At 70.6% G+C, this 20,620-nt stretch carries 22 protein-coding genes and 1 pseudogene; 8 read left to right on the top strand and 15 right to left on the bottom strand.

The window, feature by feature from the left end:
- The 4 genes and pseudogenes from ACFVJQ_RS35155 to ACFVJQ_RS35140 all read right to left on the bottom strand — a co-directional run.
- Window positions 1–789: pseudogene (locus ACFVJQ_RS35155) on the bottom strand (hypothetical protein); the annotation flags it as partial.
- Window positions 786–1,460: a SigE family RNA polymerase sigma factor gene (locus ACFVJQ_RS35150; protein WP_385514747.1), complete on the bottom strand. Its 675-nt coding sequence runs from the start codon at window positions 1,458–1,460 to the stop codon at window positions 786–788. The pseudogene ACFVJQ_RS35155 and the gene ACFVJQ_RS35150, both read right to left, overlap by 4 nt.
- Window positions 1,461–1,833: 373 nt before the next feature.
- Window positions 1,834–2,886: an aspartate-semialdehyde dehydrogenase gene (locus ACFVJQ_RS35145; RefSeq protein WP_385789716.1), complete on the bottom strand. Its 1,053-nt coding sequence runs from the start codon at window positions 2,884–2,886 to the stop codon at window positions 1,834–1,836.
- Window positions 2,883–4,160 carry an aspartate kinase gene (locus ACFVJQ_RS35140; RefSeq protein WP_224740104.1) on the bottom strand — a complete coding sequence of 426 codons (1,278 nt, stop codon included), beginning with the start codon at window positions 4,158–4,160 and terminating at the stop codon, window positions 2,883–2,885. The genes ACFVJQ_RS35145 and ACFVJQ_RS35140 overlap by 4 nt, the downstream gene beginning before the upstream one ends.
- Before the next feature lie 199 nt (window positions 4,161–4,359).
- On the opposite strand from ACFVJQ_RS35140, the gene ACFVJQ_RS35135 reads away from it, so the two are divergent.
- Together ACFVJQ_RS35135 and ACFVJQ_RS35130 are read left to right on the top strand one after the other, a co-directional pair.
- Complete coding sequence (locus tag ACFVJQ_RS35135; RefSeq protein WP_385514745.1) at window positions 4,360–5,037, top strand: response regulator transcription factor; 678 nt, start codon at window positions 4,360–4,362, stop codon at window positions 5,035–5,037.
- A complete protein-coding gene (locus tag ACFVJQ_RS35130; protein WP_385789713.1) occupies window positions 5,034–6,392 on the top strand; it encodes a sensor histidine kinase in 1,359 nt (452 codons plus the stop codon). Before ACFVJQ_RS35135 ends, ACFVJQ_RS35130 begins: the two co-directional genes overlap by 4 nt.
- Here ACFVJQ_RS35130 and ACFVJQ_RS35125 read toward each other — a convergent pair.
- The 4 genes from ACFVJQ_RS35125 to ACFVJQ_RS35110 all read right to left on the bottom strand — a co-directional run bounded on the left by ACFVJQ_RS35125 (window position 6,358) and on the right by ACFVJQ_RS35110 (window position 8,681).
- Entirely contained in the window at window positions 6,358–6,861 is a 504-nt protein-coding gene (locus ACFVJQ_RS35125) for an SgcJ/EcaC family oxidoreductase (RefSeq protein ID WP_385789711.1), read from the bottom strand. The two genes, ACFVJQ_RS35130 and ACFVJQ_RS35125, sit on opposite strands and share 35 nt — an antisense overlap.
- A 167-nt stretch (window positions 6,862–7,028) precedes the next feature.
- On the bottom strand, window positions 7,029–7,691 hold the full coding sequence (locus tag ACFVJQ_RS35120) for a DUF5063 domain-containing protein (RefSeq protein WP_385514742.1): 663 nt from the start codon (window positions 7,689–7,691) through the stop codon (window positions 7,029–7,031).
- A complete protein-coding gene (gene recR / locus ACFVJQ_RS35115) occupies window positions 7,684–8,283 on the bottom strand; it encodes a recombination mediator RecR (protein ID WP_129799593.1) in 600 nt (199 codons plus the stop codon). The genes ACFVJQ_RS35120 and recR overlap by 8 nt, the downstream gene beginning before the upstream one ends.
- Window positions 8,284–8,342: 59 nt before the next feature.
- On the bottom strand, window positions 8,343–8,681 hold the full coding sequence (locus tag ACFVJQ_RS35110) for a YbaB/EbfC family nucleoid-associated protein (RefSeq protein WP_224738612.1): 339 nt from the start codon (window positions 8,679–8,681) through the stop codon (window positions 8,343–8,345).
- Between the two features lie 293 nt (window positions 8,682–8,974).
- On the opposite strand from ACFVJQ_RS35110, the gene ACFVJQ_RS35105 reads away from it, so the two are divergent.
- On the top strand, window positions 8,975–9,721 hold the full coding sequence (locus ACFVJQ_RS35105) for an SLATT domain-containing protein (RefSeq protein ID WP_385789709.1): 747 nt from the start codon (window positions 8,975–8,977) through the stop codon (window positions 9,719–9,721).
- A gap of 153 nt (window positions 9,722–9,874) precedes the next feature.
- On the opposite strand, the gene ACFVJQ_RS35100 is transcribed toward ACFVJQ_RS35105, so the two are convergent.
- The 4 genes from ACFVJQ_RS35100 to ACFVJQ_RS35085 form a co-directional block, all read right to left on the bottom strand.
- Window positions 9,875–11,401 carry a substrate-binding domain-containing protein gene (locus ACFVJQ_RS35100; RefSeq protein WP_385514740.1) on the bottom strand — a complete coding sequence of 509 codons (1,527 nt, stop codon included), beginning with the start codon at window positions 11,399–11,401 and terminating at the stop codon, window positions 9,875–9,877.
- A 144-nt stretch (window positions 11,402–11,545) separates the two neighbouring features.
- Window positions 11,546–13,528 carry a serine/threonine-protein kinase gene (locus ACFVJQ_RS35095; RefSeq protein ID WP_385789707.1) on the bottom strand — a complete coding sequence of 661 codons (1,983 nt, stop codon included), beginning with the start codon at window positions 13,526–13,528 and terminating at the stop codon, window positions 11,546–11,548.
- A 108-nt stretch (window positions 13,529–13,636) separates the two neighbouring features.
- On the bottom strand, window positions 13,637–14,095 hold the full coding sequence (locus ACFVJQ_RS35090) for a MarR family winged helix-turn-helix transcriptional regulator (RefSeq protein ID WP_385789705.1): 459 nt from the start codon (window positions 14,093–14,095) through the stop codon (window positions 13,637–13,639).
- Window positions 14,092–14,703: a type 1 glutamine amidotransferase family protein gene (locus tag ACFVJQ_RS35085; protein ID WP_385789703.1), complete on the bottom strand. Its 612-nt coding sequence runs from the start codon at window positions 14,701–14,703 to the stop codon at window positions 14,092–14,094. Before ACFVJQ_RS35085 ends, ACFVJQ_RS35090 begins: the two co-directional genes overlap by 4 nt.
- A gap of 166 nt (window positions 14,704–14,869) precedes the next feature.
- Between ACFVJQ_RS35085 and ACFVJQ_RS35080 the strand changes: the two genes are divergently transcribed.
- The 3 genes from ACFVJQ_RS35080 to ACFVJQ_RS35070 all read left to right on the top strand — a co-directional run bounded on the left by ACFVJQ_RS35080 (window position 14,870) and on the right by ACFVJQ_RS35070 (window position 17,774).
- Window positions 14,870–16,225 (top strand): aspartate aminotransferase family protein, encoded by a 1,356-nt coding sequence (locus ACFVJQ_RS35080; protein WP_385514737.1) that lies wholly within the window; start codon window positions 14,870–14,872, stop codon window positions 16,223–16,225.
- 88 nt (window positions 16,226–16,313) lie between these two features.
- Complete coding sequence (locus ACFVJQ_RS35075; protein WP_385789701.1) at window positions 16,314–17,015, top strand: GntR family transcriptional regulator; 702 nt, start codon at window positions 16,314–16,316, stop codon at window positions 17,013–17,015.
- Window positions 17,016–17,123: 108 nt separating this feature from the next.
- Window positions 17,124–17,774, top strand: coding sequence for a hypothetical protein (locus ACFVJQ_RS35070; protein WP_385514735.1), 651 nt, complete (start codon window positions 17,124–17,126; stop codon window positions 17,772–17,774).
- Between the two features lie 83 nt (window positions 17,775–17,857).
- Here the strand turns inward: ACFVJQ_RS35070 and ACFVJQ_RS35065 are convergent, their stop codons facing one another.
- The 3 genes from ACFVJQ_RS35065 to ACFVJQ_RS35055 form a co-directional block, all read right to left on the bottom strand.
- Window positions 17,858–18,310 (bottom strand): hypothetical protein, encoded by a 453-nt coding sequence (locus tag ACFVJQ_RS35065; RefSeq protein ID WP_385514734.1) that lies wholly within the window; start codon window positions 18,308–18,310, stop codon window positions 17,858–17,860.
- Complete coding sequence (locus ACFVJQ_RS35060; protein ID WP_224739904.1) at window positions 18,307–18,573, bottom strand: hypothetical protein; 267 nt, start codon at window positions 18,571–18,573, stop codon at window positions 18,307–18,309. The genes ACFVJQ_RS35065 and ACFVJQ_RS35060 overlap by 4 nt, the downstream gene beginning before the upstream one ends.
- Window positions 18,574–18,688: 115 nt before the next feature.
- A complete protein-coding gene (locus ACFVJQ_RS35055) occupies window positions 18,689–19,498 on the bottom strand; it encodes a hypothetical protein (RefSeq protein WP_385514733.1) in 810 nt (269 codons plus the stop codon).
- A gap of 238 nt (window positions 19,499–19,736) precedes the next feature.
- On the opposite strand from ACFVJQ_RS35055, the gene ACFVJQ_RS35050 reads away from it, so the two are divergent.
- A complete protein-coding gene (locus ACFVJQ_RS35050; RefSeq protein WP_385789698.1) occupies window positions 19,737–19,919 on the top strand; it encodes a DUF397 domain-containing protein in 183 nt (60 codons plus the stop codon).
- An 82-nt stretch (window positions 19,920–20,001) separates the two neighbouring features.
- On the top strand, window positions 20,002–20,613 hold the full coding sequence (locus ACFVJQ_RS35045; protein WP_385789696.1) for a TetR/AcrR family transcriptional regulator: 612 nt from the start codon (window positions 20,002–20,004) through the stop codon (window positions 20,611–20,613).
- Window positions 20,614–20,620: the final 7 nt, after the last annotated feature.

The following is a 20,620-nucleotide window of genomic DNA, read 5'->3' as shown; positions in this document are numbered from 1 at the left end:
CTTGGTGGGGTCCGCCGCGCCTTGGGCGAGGGGACTGACCGTGCCGGCGCCGCCGACCGTACAGCCCGCGGAGGAGACGTTCATGATGCGGAAGGTGCCGTAGACCGTGCCGCCGGAGTCGGGGACGTCGGCGGTCGCGGTGGCCGAGCCGAGCTGCTCGGCCGTACACACAGGGGCGCTGACCGCGCTGGTCGTCGAGGGGTAGGAGACGTCGGGGCCGGCTTCGCCGCCGGTCTCGGCGCTGCCGCCCGGGCCTGTCTCCTTGTGCGTGGGGCTGCCCTTGCCGGGGTCCTCGGCCTTGTCCGTGGAGGCCGCGCCGCCGCTGCCCGCGCCCTCGGTGCTCTTGTCCTCGCCCGCGCCGCCCTGCGCCTGCGCGCCGTGACCGGCGATGGACGGGTTGGCGTCGGGGCCGGTGGAGTTGGAGACGTGCACCAGGGCCGGGACGGCGGTGCAGACGAACAGCGCCGCGGCCGCCATGCCGACGGCGGCCTGCCGCTTGCGCGCCCGCCGGGCGGGCACGGCCCGCCGCAGGTGGTCCAGCGTGCCGTCGCGCGGCTCGATGTCCTGCACCGCCTGGTGCAGCATCCTGCGCAGTGCCAGCTCGTCCGAGTCGAACCCCTCGGGGCCCTGGTCGTCGGGGCCGTGGTTCACAGTTCCGTTCCCAGCGTGCGATTGCTTCGGCTCTTGCTCGCGCGAGGCGTCCCCCGGCCCCTCCTCGGGTGTCGGCTCACGCCACTCGTACGGCTCGTGCGGCTCGTGCGGATGCCGCCGCCCGTTCTCGTCGGTCATGCCGGCGCCTCCATGGCGATCCGGAGGGCCGCGATGCCGCGCGAGCCGTACGCCTTGACCGAGCCCAGCGAAATCCCGAGCGTCTCGGCGACCTGGGCCTCCGTCATGTCCGCGAAGTAGCGCAGCACCAGGACCTCGCGCTGGCGGCGCTGCAGACCCTTCATCGCCTTGATCAGGGAGTCGCGCTCCAACTGGTCGTACGCCCCCTCCTCGGCGCTCGCCATGTCGGGCATGGGCTTCGACAGCAGCTTGAGGCCGAGGATGCGGCGGCGCAATGCCGAGCGCGAGAGATTGACGACCGTCTGACGCAGATACGCCAGCGTCTTCTCCGGGTCGCGGACCCGTTTGCGGGCCGAGTGGACGCGGATGAAGGCCTCCTGCACGACGTCCTCGCAGGAAGCGGTGTCGTCGAGGAGGAGGGCGGCGAGACCGAGCAGCGAGCGGTAGTGCGTGCGGTAGGTCTCGGTGAGGTGGTCGACGGTGGTGCCGGCCGCCGCCGCATCGACGTCGTCGGCGCCGTCACGCTGATTCGGGATGCGGGCGGGCCGCGCTGCGGGCATGGGGGCGATCACCGGCATGCCGCCGGGCACGCCCATACGGGTGCGGACGGGCCGGGACGGCCGAAGGGCCGTGCCGCGGGTTGCCGCAGGAAACTCGAGTACCTCTGCCACGCCAGTTGGACACGCTTCCCCCCGCCAGGGTTGTACGTGCCGGGCGTCACTCTCGTTCTCGCGTCAGGCAGCACGACTGACGGTGCCCCATATGCCCTCATGCGTCCGCTCTTCCCCTATGTCCCATATGAACGGGCGTCCCCACGCACCGTTCACGGCGTCCCCACGCCTGGATCAACGCGTCTCCACACCCCGGAAGGGCGACCGCATAGACGCTCCCCGCCCTCCGCACGGTTGCGGAGGGCGGGGAGGAAATCTTCGAACGCCGAGGGGCCCGAAACAAGTGGTCCGGACCACTTGTCCGGCTCACCTGGCGTGCACAGCTTCCATGGATCCTACAAACAGATCAGGCCATCGCCGAGACCTTTTACCTTCACAACATCTCCGCAGCCACGAGCTCGGCGATCTGCGCGGTGTTGAGCGCGGCCCCCTTGCGCAGATTGTCGCCGCACACGAAGAGCTCGAGCGCCGTCGGATCGTCCAGGGCCCGGCGCACCCGCCCGACCCACGTCGGATCGGTCCCCACCACATCGGCGGGCGTCGGGAACTCCCCGGCCGCCGGATTGTCGAACAGGACGACCCCGGGCGTGGTGGCGAGAATCTCACGGGCCCGGTCCACCGTCACCTCGTCCTGGAAGCGGGCGTGCACGGTCAGCGAGTGCACGGTCACCACCGGCACCCGGACACACGTCACCGCGACGGGCAGCCGCGGCAGTCCGAGGATCTTGCGGGACTCGTCCCGCACCTTCATCTCCTCCGACGACCAGCCGTCCTCGCGCACCGACCCGGCCCACGGCACGACGTTCAGCGCCACCGGCTCCGGGAACGGTCCGGTGCTGTCCCCCACGACCCGCCGTATGTCACCGGGGTGGGTCCCCAGCTCCGTACCGGCCACCAGGGACAGCTGCTGCCGCAGCGTCTCCACGCCGGCCCGCCCGGCCCCGCTCACCGCCTGATACGCGGAGACGACCAGCTCCCGCAGCCCGAATCCGGCGTGCAGCGCGCCCAGGGCGACGATCATGGACAGCGTCGTGCAGTTGGGGTTGGCGATGATGCCGCGCGGACGCACCCGGGCCGCATGCGGATTGACCTCGGGCACGACCAGCGGCACGTCCGGGTCCATCCGGAACGCGCCCGAATTGTCCACGACGACGGCGCCCTTGGCGGCGGCGATCGGCGCCCACTGTGCGGCGAGCTCGTCCGGCAGGTCGAACATGGCGACGTCGACCCCGTCGAACGCCTCCTCGGTGAGGGCGACCACCTCGACCTCCTCGCCGCGCACGGCCAGCTTGCGGCCGGCCGAGCGCGGCGAGGCGATCAGACGGATCTCGCCCCAGATGTCCGCGTGCTGGGACAGGATCTGGAGCATGACCGTGCCGACGACCCCGGTCGCTCCCACGACCGCGAGCGTCGGTCGGATGGTCATCGCCCGGTGCCTCCGTAGACCACGGCCTCGTCACTGTCGGAGTCCAGTCCGAAGGCGGTGTGCACGGCACGGACGGCCTCGGACACGTCGTCGGCGCGGGTGACGACCGAGATACGGATCTCGGAGGTCGAGATCAGCTCGATGTTCACACCCGCGTCGCTCAGCGCCTCGAAGAACGCGGCCGTGACGCCCGGGTTGGTCTTCATACCGGCGCCGACCAGGGAGATCTTGCCGATCTGGTCGTCGTAGCGCAGCGAGTCGAAGCCGATACCGGCCCTGTTCTTCTCCAGGGCGTCGATGGCCTTGCGGCCCTCGGTCTTCGGCAGCGTGAAGGAGATGTCCGTGAGCCCGGTGGAGGCGGCGGACACGTTCTGCACGACCATGTCGATGTTGATCTCGGCGTCGGCGATCGTGCGGAAGATGGCGGCGGCCTCGCCGGGCTTGTCCGGCACGCCGACGACCGTGATCTTGGCCTCGGAGGTGTCGTGCGCGACACCGGAGATGATGGCCTGCTCCACCTGCTTGTCCCCTTGCTTGATCGGCTCGCTGCTGACCCATGTGCCCTGCAGTCCGCTGAAGCTGGACCGGACATGGATCGGGATGTTGTAGCGGCGGGCGTACTCCACACAGCGGTGGAGCAGCACCTTCGACCCGGACGCGGCCAGCTCGAGCATGTCCTCGAACGAGATCCAGTCGATCTTCCGGGCCTTCTTCACCACGCGCGGGTCGGCGGTGAACACGCCGTCGACGTCGGTGTAGATCTCGCACACCTCGGCGTCGAGGGCGGCGGCCAGTGCCACGGCCGTGGTGTCGGACCCGCCGCGGCCCAGAGTCGTGATGTCCTTGGTGTCCTGGCTGACGCCCTGGAATCCGGCGACGATGGCGATGTTGCCCTCGTCCAGCGAGTCCCGGATCCGGCCCGGCGTGACATCGATGATCCGGGCTTTGTTGTGGACCGAGTCGGTGATGACACCTGCCTGGCTGCCCGTGAACGACTGGGCCGAGTGGCCCAGGTTTTTGATCGCCATGGCCAGCAGTGCCATGGAGATCCGCTCTCCGGCGGTCAGCAGCATGTCGAGCTCGCGCCCGGCAGGAATCGGGGAAACCTGCTCGGCGAGATCGATCAGCTCGTCCGTCGTGTCGCCCATCGCGGAAACCACCGCCACCACCTGGTGGCCGTTCTTCTTGGCTTCCACGATTCGCTTGGCGACGCGCTTGATGCCCTCGGCATCGGCTACGGAGGAGCCTCCGTACTTCTGCACGACAAGGCCCACGTGCGCTCCTCGCTCAGTCCGTGTGTGTCGGCTCATTTTAACGAGCGTCCGAAATTCCCTTCCCAGGTATCGCATGGTGAGATGTCCGGCCGCTCGTTCTCGGACTGCATATGCCCGGCATGCGCTGATGACACTCGGAAAAGTGCCGCGGGTCACAAGTTGCCTCTGATGATTAACTTTCAAGGACTAAGGTGCCGCCGTGCGAGTACTTCTGGTGGAAGACGACGAGCCGGTCGCCGAGTCGCTCCGGCGCGGGCTGAAGCGGTACGGCTTCGAGGTGGAGTGGGTGACGACGGGCGGCGCCGCCCTCGCGTACCAGGGGCCGTACGACGTCGTCCTCCTCGATCTCGGCCTGCCCGACACCGACGGTCTCGACGTGTGCAAGGCGCTGCGGCAGCGCGGTGACGTGCCGATCATCGTGATCAGCGCCCGCAGCGACGAGACGGACCGGGTGGTCGGCCTGGAGCTGGGGGCCGACGACTATGTGTCCAAGCCGTTCGGCGTACGGGAGGTCATCGCGCGGATACGCGCCGTGATGCGCCGTATGCAACCCCGTACGCCCGCGGAGGCCGGCCCCGACCGCTACGGTCCGCGCCTGACGATCGACCGCAAGGCGGCCCGCGTCCACCTGGACGGCGCAGAGGTCTCCCTCGCGCCCAAGGAGTACGACCTGCTGGCCTTCCTCACCGAGGAGCCGGGCGCGCTGATGTCGCGCGAGCAGATCATGGAGGCCGTCTGGGACGCGAACTGGTTCGGCCCGACGAAGACCCTGGACGTCCATGTGGCGGCGCTGCGGCGCAAGCTCGCCGGGGCGATCACGATCGAGGCGGTCAGGGGGGTCGGTTTCCGGCTGGAGATCGTGGACGCCACGTCATGATCCGCCAGCTCGTCCGCAGCTACGTCATGCTCGTCGCCGTCGCCATCGCGCTGTTCACCGTGCCGGTGGCTTTCACCCTCACCGACCAGTTGCGGGACGACACCCGGCTGGCCGTGATGCGTGAGGCCAACGCGATGGCGCTGCTGCTCGGCGACGACAGACCCGTCTCCTGCGAGGCCCTGGAGGAGATGGCGAGGGCGTACGAGGACGAGATCCAGGTGACGGCCACCCGGAACTGCGCGGCGACGCTGCCGCGCCCGGAGCGGGACGCGGCGCTGGAGGAGGCCCTGCGACAGGGCAAGCCGACGGTCGACTGGGGTTCCGACTTCATCTGGGGCGACCACCTGGTGGTCACGGTCCCCGCGCGCCAGCAGGCCGGGGGTCCGGTCGTCGGCGCTGTACGCATCCAGTACGCGACCGAGGAGATGACCTCCCGCCTGTGGTCGATCTGGGGCTTCAGAGCGATCCTCGCACTGCTGGTCCTGGTCGTCGCCGCCCTGATCGGTGTCGCGGTCGCCCGCCGCATCACCCGCCCGTTGCGCCAGCTCAACGACATGGCGAGCAGGTTCAGCGACGGCGACCTGACCGCCCGCTCCCCCGTGACGGGCCCGCCTGAGACCCGGACACTTGCCCGCACCCTCAACCAGGGCGCGGAACGCCTCGACACACTGATCGCGTCGCAGCGCATCTTCGTGGCGGACGCCTCGCACCAACTCCGCACCCCGCTCACGGCGTTGCGGCTGTCGCTGGACAACATCGCGGACGGCGTGGACGACGAGTTCGTCCGGGAGGACGTGGAGCAGGCGACGGCCGAGGTCGTCCGGATGAGCCGCCTGGTCAACGGCCTGCTGGTGCTGGCGCGGGCCGAGGCGAAGGTGACGGACGCCGAGTCGCTCTCCCTGATGGACATCGTGGAGGAGCGCCTCGCGGTGTGGAGACCGGCCGCCGGCGAACGCGGAGTCACCATCGCGCTCAGGGGGAGCGCCGACGACCGGCCGCTTGCGCTGGCCAGCCCCGGCCATCTGGAGCAGGTGCTGGACAACGTGCTCTCCAACGCCCTGGAGGTGTCACCCGACGGCGGCACGATCACCATCCAGGTGGCATCCCGGTCCGGCCAGGTGGTGCTCACCGTCCTGGACGAGGGGCCGGGCATGTCCGACGCGGAGAAGACCCGCGCCTTCGACCGCTTCTGGCGCGGCCAGGGCCTGACCGGACGCACCGGCTCCGGCCTCGGCCTCGCCGTCGTCAGGCAACTGGTCACCGACGACGGCGGAACCGTGACACTCGGGGACGCCCCCGGCGGGGGGCTCGAGGTGACGATCAGCCTTCGGGCATCGCAGAGGAGTGGTGGTTGACGATCCGCCACTCGCCGCCGCGCTTCTCGTACTCGTAGGTGTAGCGGGCGGTGACCGTGCGCTTCTCGCCGGTCTCGTGGTCGGTGAGCGCGAACTCGTACACGCCGGTGTCGATGGCGGAGTTGCCGTCGAGGACGTTGATGTGCGTCTCGACCTTCGTGCCGACCGGCTTGTCGGCGAGGAAGTGCTCGAAGTAGTCGACGATGCCGGCCCGGTCGGTACGGACCTTGTTGGACACGGTGGGCAGCAGCACCGCGTCCTTCGCGTACCGGTCCGCGACGGTCTCGGCGTCACCGGTCTGCAGGGCGTTGTTCCAGCCGTCGAACAGGGCGGCGATCTCCGCCTCGGTGGTCTTCTTCTCACCCCACCACGACGGGCCGGCGACACCCACGCCGGCGGTGACGGTGGCGGTGGCGACGAGCGCGGTGGCGGTGACGACGGCGGCGCGTATCCGGGTCTTACGGGTCATCGCATCTCCAGTGCAAGTGAGGTGAGTTGCTCCCCGGGTGCGCTGTGTGCTCTGCGCTGCGGGAGTGACTCAAGCCTCGCTTTCCACCGGTTAGCGCCCGTGCAGCCGACGTACAGGAGACGTGCAGCGACCCTCCAATTCCCGGGCGGGGCCGTACTGTCCGGCGCTCAGCGCGACGGGAAGCGGAGTCCCAGCGGGCCCGCGATCTCCTGCTGCATCACCTTGCCGGCCTCGAACTCGAGGGTGTCGTCGCCCATGCCCTGGTCGGTGTCGAGGCCGTCCAACTCCTCGAGGGGCTGGTTGAGGCGGACGTGGGCGACGACGGACTGCAGCGCCCTGAGCGTCGCGGACGCTGTTGCGCCCCAGTTGGAGAAGTAGGAGAACTGCCACCACCACAGCGCCTCCGTCGTGCGGCCGGCACGGTAGTGGGCCATGCCGTGGCGGAGGTCGGTGATGACGTCCGCGAGGTCGTCGGAGATACGGGCCGGCACCGGGGCCTTGCGGGGCTCGTACGGGTCGAAGACCTCGGAGTACACGTCGATCGGCTCCAGGAGCCGGGCCAGGTTCTCCCGCAACCCGTCGACGTCCGGCTCGGGGCCCGGGTCGGGCTCGTAGCGCTCGTCGGGGACGATGTCCTCGTGCGCGCCCAGCCGGCCGCCGGCCAGCAGGAGTTGGGAGACCTCCAGCAGAAGGAAGGGCACGGCCGAGTCCGGCTCGTCGCCTCTGGCCACCTCGGAGACGGCCACCAGGAAGCTCTCTACCTGGTCCGCGATCTGGACCGCGAAGTCGTCCGGGTCCTGCGTCGTGGAGTGCAGCGTGGCGTCAGACATCTAGGAGTCGTCTCCCCTCGAAGGCGCGGCCGAGGGTGACCTCGTCCGCGTATTCCAGGTCGCCACCCACCGGGAGGCCGCTGGCCAGGCGGGTGACCTTGAGGCCCATGGGCTTGATCATGCGGGCGAGGTACGTCGCCGTCGCCTCGCCCTCCAGATTCGGGTCCGTGGCCAGGATGAGTTCCGTGACCGTCCCGTCGGCCAACCTCGCGAGAAGTTCTCGTATCCGCAGATCGTCCGGGCCGACACCCTCGATCGGGCTGATCGCGCCCCCCAGGACGTGGTAGCGGCCGCGGAACTCGCGCGTCCGCTCGATGGCCACGACGTCCTTCGGCTCCTCCACCACACAGATCACCGCCGGGTCGCGGCGGCTGTCACGGCAGATGTTGCACAGCTCCTCCTGCGCGACATTGCCGCAGGTCGCGCAGAAGCGGACCTTCGCCTTCACCTCGAGGAGGGCCTGGGCGAGACGCCGTACGTCCGCCGGTTCCGCCTGCAGGACATGGAAGGCGATCCGCTGCGCGCTCTTGGGACCGACGCCGGGCAGCCGCCCCAGCTCGTCGATGAGGTCCTGGACCACGCCTTCGTACAACGGACTGCCGCCCTTCCTGAGTGTCGTGCAGTACGTACGGTAGTTTCCCGCGGCCCGTCTTAGAAGGGCAGGCCGGGGATACCGCCGCCCAGACCCTGGGCCAGCGGGCCCAGCTTCTCCTGCTGCAGATTCTGCGCGTTCTCGTTGGCCGCGTGGACGGCCGCGACGACCAGGTCGGCGAGGGTCTCGGTGTCCTCCGGGTCCACCGCCTTCGGGTCGATCTGCAGGGCGCGCAGCTCACCGGCTCCGGTCACGGTGGCCGTCACCAGACCGCCGCCCGCCTGGCCTTCGACCTCGGTCTGCGCCAGTTCCTCCTGCGCCCTCGCCAGGTCCTGCTGCATCTTCTGGGCCTGCTGCAGCAGCTGCTGCATATTGGGCTGGCCACCACCGGGGATCACGATCAGCTCCTCTTCCGGGGCTCGTGCGGCACGGGCTTTTCCCGCTCAGCACGAGCCTACGTGGTCCATGCGGCCGTCGCTCCAGCACTCTTTCGAGTGAGTCGACCAGATCTCCTATAACTGATCAAGGCCCCCTTCCGGGCGGAAAAGAGGGGAAACCCGGGTCTTCGCCACCCATTGGGCGGTAGGAAGGGTCAGGCGCATCAGCATCAGGCGTCGCGTACGACTGACAGGCCGTACGTCGTACGACATGTCACGCACCGTGATCAGTTGTGATCGGTAGGGAGTGCCGGGTGGGTCAGCCGGAGATGCAGCCCGAGGGGTCGCCTCAGGACGGGCGGGGCGAGGGTGCGGCCGGACTGCGGCCGGGCGATCTGGCCGGGCGGGCCTTTCCGCTCGGGGACTGGGCCGAGCCCGCGGAGCGGCTGGACGAGCTGTACCGGTGGGTGGAGCGGGGTGCGCTGGACACGGCGGCCTGGTATCTCGCCGACCGGGTGTGGAAGCGGCGGGCCGCGCGGTCGCTGCGGGGCGGGGCGGCGCTGGGGGCGGTGGCCGGGGCCGCGCTGCCGTTGCTGGATCTGAGCCGGGTGGTCGGCGGGGCGGCGCCCTGGGGGTATCTGGCGCTGCTGCTCGCGGTGGCGTGCGTGGCCGTGGACCGGTTCTTCGGGTTGACGTCCGGGTGGATAAGGGACGTTGCCACCGCGCAGGCCGTGCAGCGCAGGCTGCTCGCGTTGCAGTTCGACTGGGCGTCGGAGAGTGTGCGGGAGGTGCTGGGGCCGACGGAGGGGACGGCGAGTGAGGCGGCCGAGCGGTGTCTGTCCGTGTTGCGGCGGTTCACCGAGGACGTGACGGAGCTGGTGCGGACGGAGACGGCGGACTGGATGGTGGAGTTCCGGACCGGGGCCGGGCCGTTGGGGATTCAGTCGGCGGTGGGGTTCGGCGGGCGGGCGGATTGTGGTGCGGGCCAGGGGAGGCCGGCGGTGCCGCCGGGGGCTGCGCGGCCGAACATGCCTCGGCAGCGGCCGCCGGAGCCGAGGTGATCGGCGTGCCGGTTTCCTGGTGGCCGGCGTTGCGGCTGACCGGGGGTGGGTCGCGCAGCCCGGCGCTTTCGGGGTGCCGTCCGCGCCCACCCGTGCCGCCCTGGGGGTCCCCCCTCTGAGGGAGGCACGACTGCCCGCGGACTGACGGGGGCGTCACTCGCACAGTTCCGGGTCCCGCAGGCACGGTAGATGGCCCTTTTCCCGGATCACCTTCTGGCTGGTGGACTCGTCGAAGTAGGCGAGGAAGCTTGCGGCGAGGGAGCCGGGGCGTGGGGTGCCGTGGGTGTAGGCGTACTCGATGTCCTTGTACGGATAGTGGGTGACGCCCTGCTCGATCTGCCGGTCGTCGGGCTGGTCGCCGTCCAGGGGCACCCTGCGCACGTCGTCACCCCGTTCCTCGGCGGAGGTGAGTTCGCTGTAGCCGATGGCGCCGGGCTGTTCGGCGACCTTGTCCAGCACAGCTTTCGTGCCGGCCAGTTCGCAGCGGGTGACCGTGTCGCCGGCGGGCTCGGGCGGCGTGCAGTCCAGTGACGTGCTCGGCGCCCTCTCCCAGCCCTTCAGCACCCGCTCCTGGAATATCTGCCGCGTTCCCGACTCGTCCCCGCGGCTGACCAGGACGATGGGCAGGTCGGCGATCTCCTTCACCCCGGGGACGATCTCTCCCCAGCGCCGGTACTTGCCCGCGTAGATGTCCCGCACCTCCTGCAGGGACAGGCCGTGCGAGCCGAGTTCGACGTCCTTGTGGACGACGAGGGTGAAGACGGACAGCGCGACCTTCTCTCCCTTCAGGTTCCAGCGCTTGCCCATCGGGCCGTCCGAGAAGGCGATCACGTTCCGGGCGGATTCCTCCGACTGCTCGGCCAGGCGGGCGAGTTCGGCCACACCGTCCTCGCTGCCGCGCGTCTCGACCGAGATGTCCGCGCCCTCGCACTTCTTCTCGTACTGCTTCGCGAGCTTCTCGATGACCGGCTCGAAGGCGGTCGAGCCGGTCACGGTCAGCTCGCCCTGCTCGCACTCGATCGGGTTGCCGTCTCGCAGGAGGATGATGCCGGCGAGGCCAAGCACGGCAAGCGCGAGCGCGCCGCTGACCAGTTGGGCCGGGAGGCTGAACGTGCGCTGCTTCTCGTCCGGCTTGGGAGCCCTGTTGCGATGGACCCGACCGTCCTGGATGTCACCGATCAGCTTGACCTCCCCGTCCACCCGACCACCGGAGAGCAGCACGAGCAGCTTGAAGTGGTCACCGGGATTGAGCGGGACACGCGGGATGTACACCTTGTTGCCGTCGTGCTCGAACCCGTTGCCGCGCCTGAAGTGGCTGCTCAGATGCTCGATACCGGACGGCTGGGTGACCGCGACGGCCTGTACCGTGCGTCCCGTGAACTCGGCGGTCAGGCCGTAGGCTTCGAATGCGGTGTAGTCGTCGCGGGCGACGCTCTGCGATCCGTCGTTCTCGATGCGCAGCAGGACGAGCGACGCGTCGGCCATGTTCGGGACGTCGAAGTCTCCGAGGCGGGGGTTGGGAGACGCCCCGTCACCTATGGGACTGTCCATCTGTACGCGGTAGCCGATCCGCTTCTGGCGCGGCACCCGGCGGTCGTACAGGAACATCGCGAGGGGCACGAGGACACCGACGACGGACGTGCCCACAGCGATGACGTTCTCATTGGTCAGCCACTCCACCGGTGGTCCCCCGCCACTCCCAGAGCCGAATGGTGGGATCACCGTACGTCTGCCCGAAGGGCCCGTCGGGTCCTTCGCCCCGATGTTCGCTGTACGTTCAACTTACTCACAGAAAACGGGACTTCAGTCGTGGCCCGGCAGACGTCACTGGCGCCGATACGTCAGTTTCTCCCCGGTGGTCGCGTTCACCCGCTGCAGACTGCCGTCCGGCTGCAGGGTGATCTCCGTCGCCGCGCCGGGGGTGCAGGCGGTGGCCGGTTCGCCGACGGTCACCGTGGACGGTCCGATCCGCACGGGGCCGTCGGCACTCGGCTGCTCGGCCAACCCGGCCTCGAAGACACAGTGGTAGCTGCCGCCGTCCTCGGCGGGTCCGTCGGCGGTGAGGGACAGGACCGTGTCGCCCACCTCGCCCTGCTGGAGGGTGAGCCGACGGGTGTGCTGCCCGCTCGCGTTGTCGATCGTTGTCGTCCACGTGCCCAGGTATGCGGCCGGGATCACCCCGTCGGAGGGCGCGGCCGAGGGCGTCGGGGACGAGGGTTCGGCAGTGGGCGGTTCGGAGGTCGTGGGTGCGCCGGTGGTCCCTACGGCTGTCGGACCGGGATCGGGGCTGCCCCCGCCGTCCAGGAGCGCGTACACCGACCCTCCGGCGGCGAGCGCGACGACCAACGCGACCACGACCAACACGACGGTGGCACGTCCACTTCGGCGCGGGCGGTCCTCGGGCGGGCCGTAGGGCGAGGTGACAGTGGGGTCGGCGGGGGGCGGGCCGTACGGCGGGGTGGGGCCGAGCCCGGCATAGGGGTTGCCGGGGGCGGCTCCGCTGTACGGAGCACCGCTCGGCGGGACTCCGTGGGCACTGCCGCCTGGCGGGGTGCCGTAGGGACTCCCGCTCGCCAGGGCGCCGTACGGTCCACCACCCCGTGCGCCGCCCTGCGGGATGCCGTCCCCCGGTGCGCCGTACGGTCCACCCCGCGGGCCGCCGCCCGCAGGGCCCCCGTACGGGTTGGGCGGTGGCGGCTGTGGGTGGGCGTGTCCCTGTTGTTGTGGGTAGCCGTACGCGGGATGGGGCGAGCCGGCGGCGATGGTCGGGAGGCGGTCGAGGGGTGGAGGCGGGGCGGGGGGTGCCGGCGGGGCGGACTCGTCCGCGGCGGGGGCGTGTTCGGGTGTGGCGTCCGGGCCGCGTCCCGTTCCCTCGGCGCCGGGTCCCTCGGGGTTCTCCGTCTCCAGCAACCGCACCGCGTGCCGCCCGAGTTGGGCCACCAGGCCGCTGGGCAGCCACGGGTCCCGGGAACGCCCGCCGGTGACGGTGTCCTCCGCTCCCGTGCGTTCCAGGATGCCGTCCAGCGTGGGCCGGGCGGCGGGGTCCTTCTTCAGGCAGTGGCGCACGAGGTCGGCGATCCCCTCGGGCACGCCCTCCAGGTCGGGTTCCTCCTGGGCGATGCGGAACATCAGGGCGTGCACCCCGCTGTCGGCGCCGCCGAAGGGCAGGTTGCCGGTGGCGGCGTAGGCCAGCACCGAGCCCAGGCAGAACACGTCGCATGCGGGCGTGATGCGGTCGCCGCGCACCTGCTCGGGCGCCATGAACCCGGGCGAGCCGATGAGCGCGCCGGTCCGGGTCAGACCCCCGTCGGTCACCGTCTCCAGAGCCCGCGCGATCCCGAAGTCGATGACCCGTGGGCCGTCGATGGTCACGAGCACGTTGGAGGGCTTCAGGTCCCGGTGGACGATCCCGGCGGCGTGGATGTCCTTCAGCGCGTGCGCGAGCCCGGCCGCGAGGATCCGTACCGACCGCTCGGGCAGCGCCCCGTGGTCGCGCCCCACGACCTGCTGGAGGCTCGGCCCGGCGACGTATCCGGTGGCCACCCAGGGCACGGCCGCCTCGGTGTCGGCGTCGAGCACGGGCGCGGTCCAGTGCCCGCCGACCTGCCGGGCGGACTGCACCTCCTGCCGGAACCGGGCGCGGAACTCCTCCTGCGCGGCCAGTTCCGCCCGGACCAGCTTGACGGCGACGGTCCGGCCGCGGTCCGACCGGGCGAGGTACACGTGCCCCATTCCGCCGGCGCCGAGCCGCGCCAGCAGCCGGTACGCGCCGATCCGCGGCGGGTCCCCAGGCCCCAGTTTCTCCATGGCCGCGCCCACCCCTCCCCCCAAGTGCACGCAAGTACACGCCCAGTGCGACGGACCGAGAATAGTGCGGGTCAGGAGGTTGCGGACGGCGCGGTCTGCACGGTTCCTCTACGGTTCCGTAACGGGCGGGCCCACCTGTTCCAGCGCCTCGGACAGCCGTTCCAGCACCCGTACCGCCTCGGCGAGCCCATCGTCCCCGAGGGCTTCGGCGAGCCGGTCGGCGTAGGCGGCGTGCCCCGGGCCGATCCGGGCGACGGCGGCCAGCCCGTCGGCCGTCGGCGCGAGGAGCTTGGCGCGGCGGTGGGCGGGATTGGGCCGGTACTCGGCCAGGCCGCGCTCGACCAGCAGATCGGCGATGCGCTGCACGCTCTGCCGCGTGATGCCCATGGCGCGGGCGATCCCGGCCACCGGCAGCGGTTCCCGCAGCACCGCGCCCAGCACCTGCCACCAGGCCGCCGTCAGACCGGCGGGCCGCGCCAACTCCTCGGCCACGGCAAGGAATTGACCGTTCAGCCGGAACGCCCCGAGCGCGCTGCGGCTGAACAGATCCTGTCGCTCCCGGCTCACTGTCCGCCCGCCTGCTCGAGCACGGCGTACGCCTCCGGGTCGGAGTCGTGGAACAGCCGGTACCAGGCGTCCAGCACCTCGCCCTCGTACACCCCCAGCAGCCGGAAGATCTCCCGGGCGAAGGCGACGGGCTCGGTCGGACCGGCGGTGATCAGGCCGCCGTCGGTGACCGCGTCGGCGTCGACGTACCGCTTGCCGCCCTGGTAGCCGGTGGCGGCGAGGTAGAAGGAGACCGCACTGGTGTGCTCACGGTCGTCGAGCAGTCCCTCGCGGGCGAGCCCGGCGGTGGCCCCGCAGATCGCGGCGACGGGCACACCGGCGTCGAGGAACTCCCGCGCCTTGCGGGCGAAGGGCGCGAGGTCGTCACCGGTGTCCCAGAGGTCGCCGCCCGGCAGGATCAGCAGGGAGCTGTCCTCGGGACGTACGTCGTCCAGGGCGAGGTCGGGCAGGATGCGCAGTCCGCCGATGCTGGTGACCGGGTCGGTGGACGGGCCGACGGTGCGGATCTCGTACCCGGCGCGGGCGAGGTACGCCGTCGCGTGGCCGGTCTCCCAGTCGGCGAGGGTGTCGTACACGGCGTGGTGGACGGGCTTGCGGCCGGCGTTCATGACTCCTCCAAGGGTCGCTCCGTCAATGACAGAATCCTGCCAGTTCGACAGCATGCTGTCAACACACTTCACCTCCCACCCCGTCGACAACCTGTCGCGGAAACCCCCGTCCCACAGACAGGACGCCGATATCGCGTCCCGGTCGCGGACATTTACCCTCGGCCGCATGACCCCTCAGCCAAACCCCGAGGCCGGCGCCGCCGTGAAGGCCGTGGACCGTGCGCATGTCTTCCACTCCTGGTCCGCGCAGGAGCTCATCGACCCGCTCGCCGTCGCCGGCGCGGAGGGGTCGTACTTCTGGGACTACGACGGCAGGCGCTACCTCGACTTCGCCAGCGGGCTCGTCTACACGAACATCGGCTACCAGCACCCGAAGGTTGTCGCCGCGATCCAGGAACAGGCCGCCGCCCTGTCCACGTTCGCGCCCGCCTTCGCCCTCGAGGCCCGCTCCGAGGCGGCCCGGCTGATCGCCGAGCGCACCCCGGGCGACCTGGACAAGATCTTCTTCACCAACGGCGGCGCCGACGCCGTCGAGCACGCGGTGCGCATGGCCCGGCTGCACACGGGCCGCCCGAAGGTGCTCTCCGCCTACCGCTCGTACCACGGCGGCACCCAGCAGGCCGTGAACATCACCGGCGACCCGCGCCGCTGGGCCTCCGACAGCGCCACGGCCGGCGTCGTCCACTTCTGGGCACCCTTCCTCTACCGCTCCCGCTTCTACGCCGAGACCGAGGAGCAGGAGTGCGAGCGGGCGCTGGAGCACCTGGAGACGACGATCGCCTTCGAAGGGCCGTCGACCATCGCCGCGATCATCCTGGAGACGATCCCGGGGACGGCGGGGATCATGGTTCCGCCGCCGGGATATCTCGCCGGGGTGCGTGAGATATGCGACAAGTACGGCATCGTCTTCGTCCTGGACGAGGTCATGGCCGGGTTCGGGCGGACCGGCGAATGGTTCGCGGCGGACCTGTTCGACGTCGTACCGGACCTGATGACCTTCGCGAAGGGCGTGAACTCCGGATACGTGCCGCTGGGCGGGGTCGCCATCTCCGGGAAGATCGCGGAGACGTTCGGGAAGCGGCCGTACCCCGGCGGGCTGACGTACTCCGGCCACCCGCTGGCCTGCGCCGCCGCCGTCGCCACGATCAACGTGATGGCCGAGGAGGGCGTGGTGGAGAACGCCTCCCGGCTGGGCGCCGAGGTCCTTCAGCCGGCGCTGCGGGAGCTGGCCGAGCGGCACGCCTGCGTGGGCGAGGTGCGCGGCGTGGGCATGTTCTGGGCCCTCGACCTGGTGAAGAACAAGGAGACGCGCGAACCGCTGGTGCCGTACAACGCGGCCGGTGAGGCGAACGCGCCGATGGCGGCGTTCGCGGCAGCGGCGAAGGCGGGAGGGGTGTGGCCGTTCGTGAACATGAACCGCACCCATGTCGTGCCGCCGTGCAACGTGACCGAGGCGGAGCTGAAGGAAGGGCTGGCGGCGCTGGACGCTGCCCTGTCGGTGGCTGACGAGTACACGGCATAACCGCGGCCCGGCATCCGAACGCGTAAGGTGGCGTGCTCGTAGACATGTACGAGCACGCCACCCGCGCAGCGAGAGGAAGCCCCCGACCATGCCCGGCACCAGCGGCAACGGCGCCGTGACCCGTAGCACCCTGCGGCAGCAGATCGCGGACGCGCTGCGGGACGAGGTGTTGTCCGGGCGGCTGCAGCCGGGGCAGGCGTTCACGGTGAAGGAGATCGCCGAGCAGTACGGCGTCTCCGCGACACCGGTGCGCGAGGCACTGGTCGACCTGTCCGCGCAGGGCCTGCTGGAGGCCGACCAGCACCGGGGCTTCCGCGTCCGCGAGTACTCCGTCCGCGACTTCCGCGGCCTCGTCGAGGCCCGCAGCCTGGTGATCAACGGCATGTTCCACGCCCTCGACGAGGGCCGCAAGGAGTTCCGGGACCTCACGGACCCGCGGACCGCGGCCGCGTTCGCGGGCGTACGCCGCCGCGGTGAGGAGGCGCAGCGCGCCGCGAACGCCGGCGACCTCACCGTCCTGATCGGCTACGACCTGCGTTACTGGCGCGAGCTCAGCAGCCTGTTCGGCAACCCCTACCTCGTGGACTTCCTGCACCGGCTGCGCGTGCAGTCCTGGGTGTGCACGGTGCAGCATCTGCGCCGGGTGACCGATCTGCGCGGCCACCTATGGGCGGACCACACCGAACTGGTCGACGCCCTGGTGCGTCGCGACACCGTCGCCGCCCGCTCGATCATCGCCGCCCACAACGCTCACTCCCTCGCCCTGGTCGAGAGCCTCACCGCGGGCTGAGCGGGTATGGGACCTGCACAGGTGGGGACCCGTGCGGCCCCCACGCATTACGCTGCCCTGACCACCGTGCTGTGTCGTTCGTGCTACGCGCTTGCGAGGAGCCCTCTTTTGGCCTGTGACCTGTGGCTGGTACCGCTCGTCGACGTGTTGTGCCACACCCCCGACAACCCGTTCGCCGAGGAACTCGCGCAATACAACAAGGTACTCGCCGAGGCCGGGCTGCCGCCGGTGCCGGTGTACCAGTACATGCCGGGACTGTCCGGGGAGGTCGCCCCGGTGGCCGGCTTCGACTACGACGCCCTGCACTTTCTGCGCCGCGCCTACCTGCTCCAGGTCTGCGGGCTGCCCGTGACACCGGTGGACGAGCTCGGCGGCGACTACGAACAGCTCCTGGAGATGTTCGAGACGACAGCCCAGCAGTCACATCTCGTCTGGCACTACGACCACGCCGGGGCGTACGTCCCCGTCGACTTCCCGCACCCGCTCTCCGACGACGAACTCCTCGCGGGCGGCGGTCCGTTGGGCTCCTCGCAGTCACTGCTGCGGGAGCTGGAGTTCGTGGCACCGTCGATCGGCATCGACCCGGCCAACCCTCCGGCTGCACCCCACCCCCCTCTGACCCCCACGGAGTTGGAGGAGCCAGCGGTCCCCGCCCCGTACGACCCCAGCCCCTTCGCCCGTGAACGCCACGTCTGGCTGGGCCTGCACGCGGCGGCGACGCGGAGTCTGGCGCAGGGGTCGATGATCGTGTTCAGCTGAGGCCTGCTGATCGAACGTCCGGGACCGCTTTCCCTTGCGGGGAGGACGCGGGCACTCCGGCGCCCTCTCCGCCAGGACCGCCGTCAGTTCTGCTCGACGATGCGGATGGTGCGGACGCCCGTGCCGCGGTAGCGGGTGGGTGTCCTCGTCAGGACGGGACGGCCGTGCGGCCACTCGACGGTGGGCAGGGCGAGGTGCAGCACGTGAGCACCGCTCCAGTCCGGCTCGTCCTTGCCGGACGCGCCGTCGTCCCCGGCGGCCGCGGTCCGCAGGCGCTTGCCCACGGCGGTCGCTCCGGCGAAGTCGAGCCCCTCGATGTTGACGGACGGCAGCGCGCCCAGGTGCTCGGCCACGCCGGCCCGCTCCCGCTCGGCGGCGGCGAGGCTGAGCGCCGGAATGTAGACGCGCAGGGCCGGATCCTTCTCGGCCTCGACGACAAGCCGGGAGGCCATGCTGTTCCCCGCGCCGAGCGCGAGGGCGGCGGTGTCGTCGAAGATGACGGCCCGCGGCAGCGGGTATCGGTCCTTGTCGGTCACTGGACCTCCCCGATGCGCCCGGCCTCCAGGTCGGCCCACAGCTTCTCGCCGGCCTTCTCGTCCTCCTCGGTGTACGGCCTGCCGAGGAAGTGCTCCTCCACGTACGCCTTGGTCTCCTCGTACCGCTTGCGCAGCTCTTCCTTGGTGGGCGTGGCGCCGGCCAGCTCCGCCACGAGGTCCCGCATACTCATGCCGCGGTCCCGGGCCAGCTCCTGGAGGCGGTCTCGGACGGCGGGGTCGACCTTGATCGTGGTGTCAGGCATGAGGACAGTATACCGACGGTATACCACCTCGGGGCGCGTACGAGTGTGACGGTCATCGACACTCCGTTTCTTTCGAAGGGCCCGGCGCGCGGATGCGAGCCGGGAGTCTGTGTGCCTACGCGGGCGCCGGCCGACCGCGTAGCAACGCGCGGGCCAGGGCGCCGCCCCGCAGGGCGGCCTCGCGGTAGGCGGAGGCGCCGGGCTTGCGGATCTCGACCTGAATGGTCGTGACCGGCAGGGCAGTTGAGGCGTCGGGCCGCTTGCGGCGCAGGCGGTTCTCGACGAGGGCGCGCGGCGAGTACACGGGCGACGGCAGTCCGTCCGTCAGCGCCGCCCGCACCTGCGCGCTGCTGGCCCCCGCGTCCCACCACGCCTCGACCAGCGGCGCGAGCCGCAGTGCCTCGGCGGCGCCGAGCGTGAGCCGGGGATCCGTACGGCCGAGGGAGCCCAGCAGCTTCGCGGCGAGCGCGGTGCGCTCGCTCGGCGCGGGCGAGTCGGGCGACGGCGGGGAGGGAGGTTCTTGTTCCCCGGTCTTTTCCCCCGAAGGGGGAGCGCCCGACGGGGTGGATTCCGACTCGCCGGAGGCCAGGTTCTGGGCTTCCTCGGAATCACCCGTTGGTGGCTCGTCCTCGTACGGAGTGTCGAACACCTCGTAGACGGTGGTGAGTTGGCCCGTCTCCCGGTCCTTGCGCACCACCCGCCGCAGATACCGGGATTCCTCCAGCTCATGCAGGGCGGCGGCGATCCGGGCCCGCCCCTCCTTGCGCTGTTCGGCGAGCGTGCGGATGGTGGCGCGGGCGCCGTCAGGGAGGCTGAGGAGGTACGTCAGTACGCCTACCGCGCACCAGGAGATGCTCCGGTCGCGGAGGAGAGCGTTGGAGAAGACGGAAAAGGCGCGCGTGGGCGTCGTACGATGAATGCGCATCGGGAGGGCTAGCTCCTGGTGTCGAGCCCCCGGGTGTTGGTAGCACCGCGGGGGCGTTTCTTTGGTGCGTTGTGCTGGCGTGACTCTACGGCCACGCAGAGCGACGAATGCAAGCTGGAACTGGCTTTTCCTGGGCGGGAGTTCGCTTGATTCACTCCGGAGAGTGAAGGGCGGCCCACAGAGCCCTGGGCCCTGGTGAATCGCTGGGCTTCATCGAGCGGTTGGCAGGAGAACTCCAGTGACCAACACCCTGCGGTGGTCCAAGTCCAGCTGCAGCAGCGGCGGCGAATGCCTCGAAGTCGCCCACGACGCCGACGCCATCCGCGTCCGCGACTCCAAGAACCCCGACGGGCCCGTTGTTTCGGTCTCGGTTCGGGCATGGGCCGTCTTCCTCCCCACCGCGTCGCCCCTCACCCCATAGCCCGAAAAACCGCAACACTTCCTCCAGATCTGTCGCACTTTTTCCGGTCAGGTACCACCCCGCCCTTGCCAAGCTGACCGCCATGAGTCGATCGACCCCCTCTGTTTGGCAGCCGGGGACGGGCGCGGTGCACCGCGCGGCCCTGGACGCGCTGGCCCAGCACGGCCCCCGGCAGGTCGGCGTGACGCACATCGCGCGCCTGGCCCGCTGCAACCGCTCCTACCTCTACCGGAACTGGGCCGGCCCGCAGGCGCTGATCCGGGACGCCACCGTGGCGGAGCTCGCCCGTCTGCTCCATGTGGCCCGCGAGGTGCCCGGCCCTCTGCCGCCGCCACACTGTCTCGAGGTCAGCTTCGTGGTGCGGGCGGCGCGTCTGCTGCGCGAGCACCCCGTTGCCAGGACCATGGCCCTGACCGCCCCGGAGCTGGTCCATGCCGCCGTGCTGCGTCCGACGACCGTGTGGCACGACATGGCCTGGTCCTGGCTGAGCCAACACGTGACCGGACACCTGCCGAGGGGCGCCACGCAGGACATGGTCACACTCGCCGTCCTCACCACCGCCCTGCCCTACGCCCTCACCCCGCCCGCTGACGCCTCGGATCTCTCAGAACGCGCCGAGATCGACGCCCGGTTGAGTACGGCCGTACATCTCTGCCTCGGTGTCTCGCCCCCTTGCACCGATTGCGAGCTCTGAGCCCGTC

This window comes from Streptomyces sp. NPDC127197 (assembly GCF_042672405.1).
In the GTDB taxonomy this organism is placed as follows: domain Bacteria; phylum Actinomycetota; class Actinomycetes; order Streptomycetales; family Streptomycetaceae; genus Streptomyces; species Streptomyces flavusporus.
This window is presented reverse-complemented; position numbering and strand designations above follow the sequence as displayed.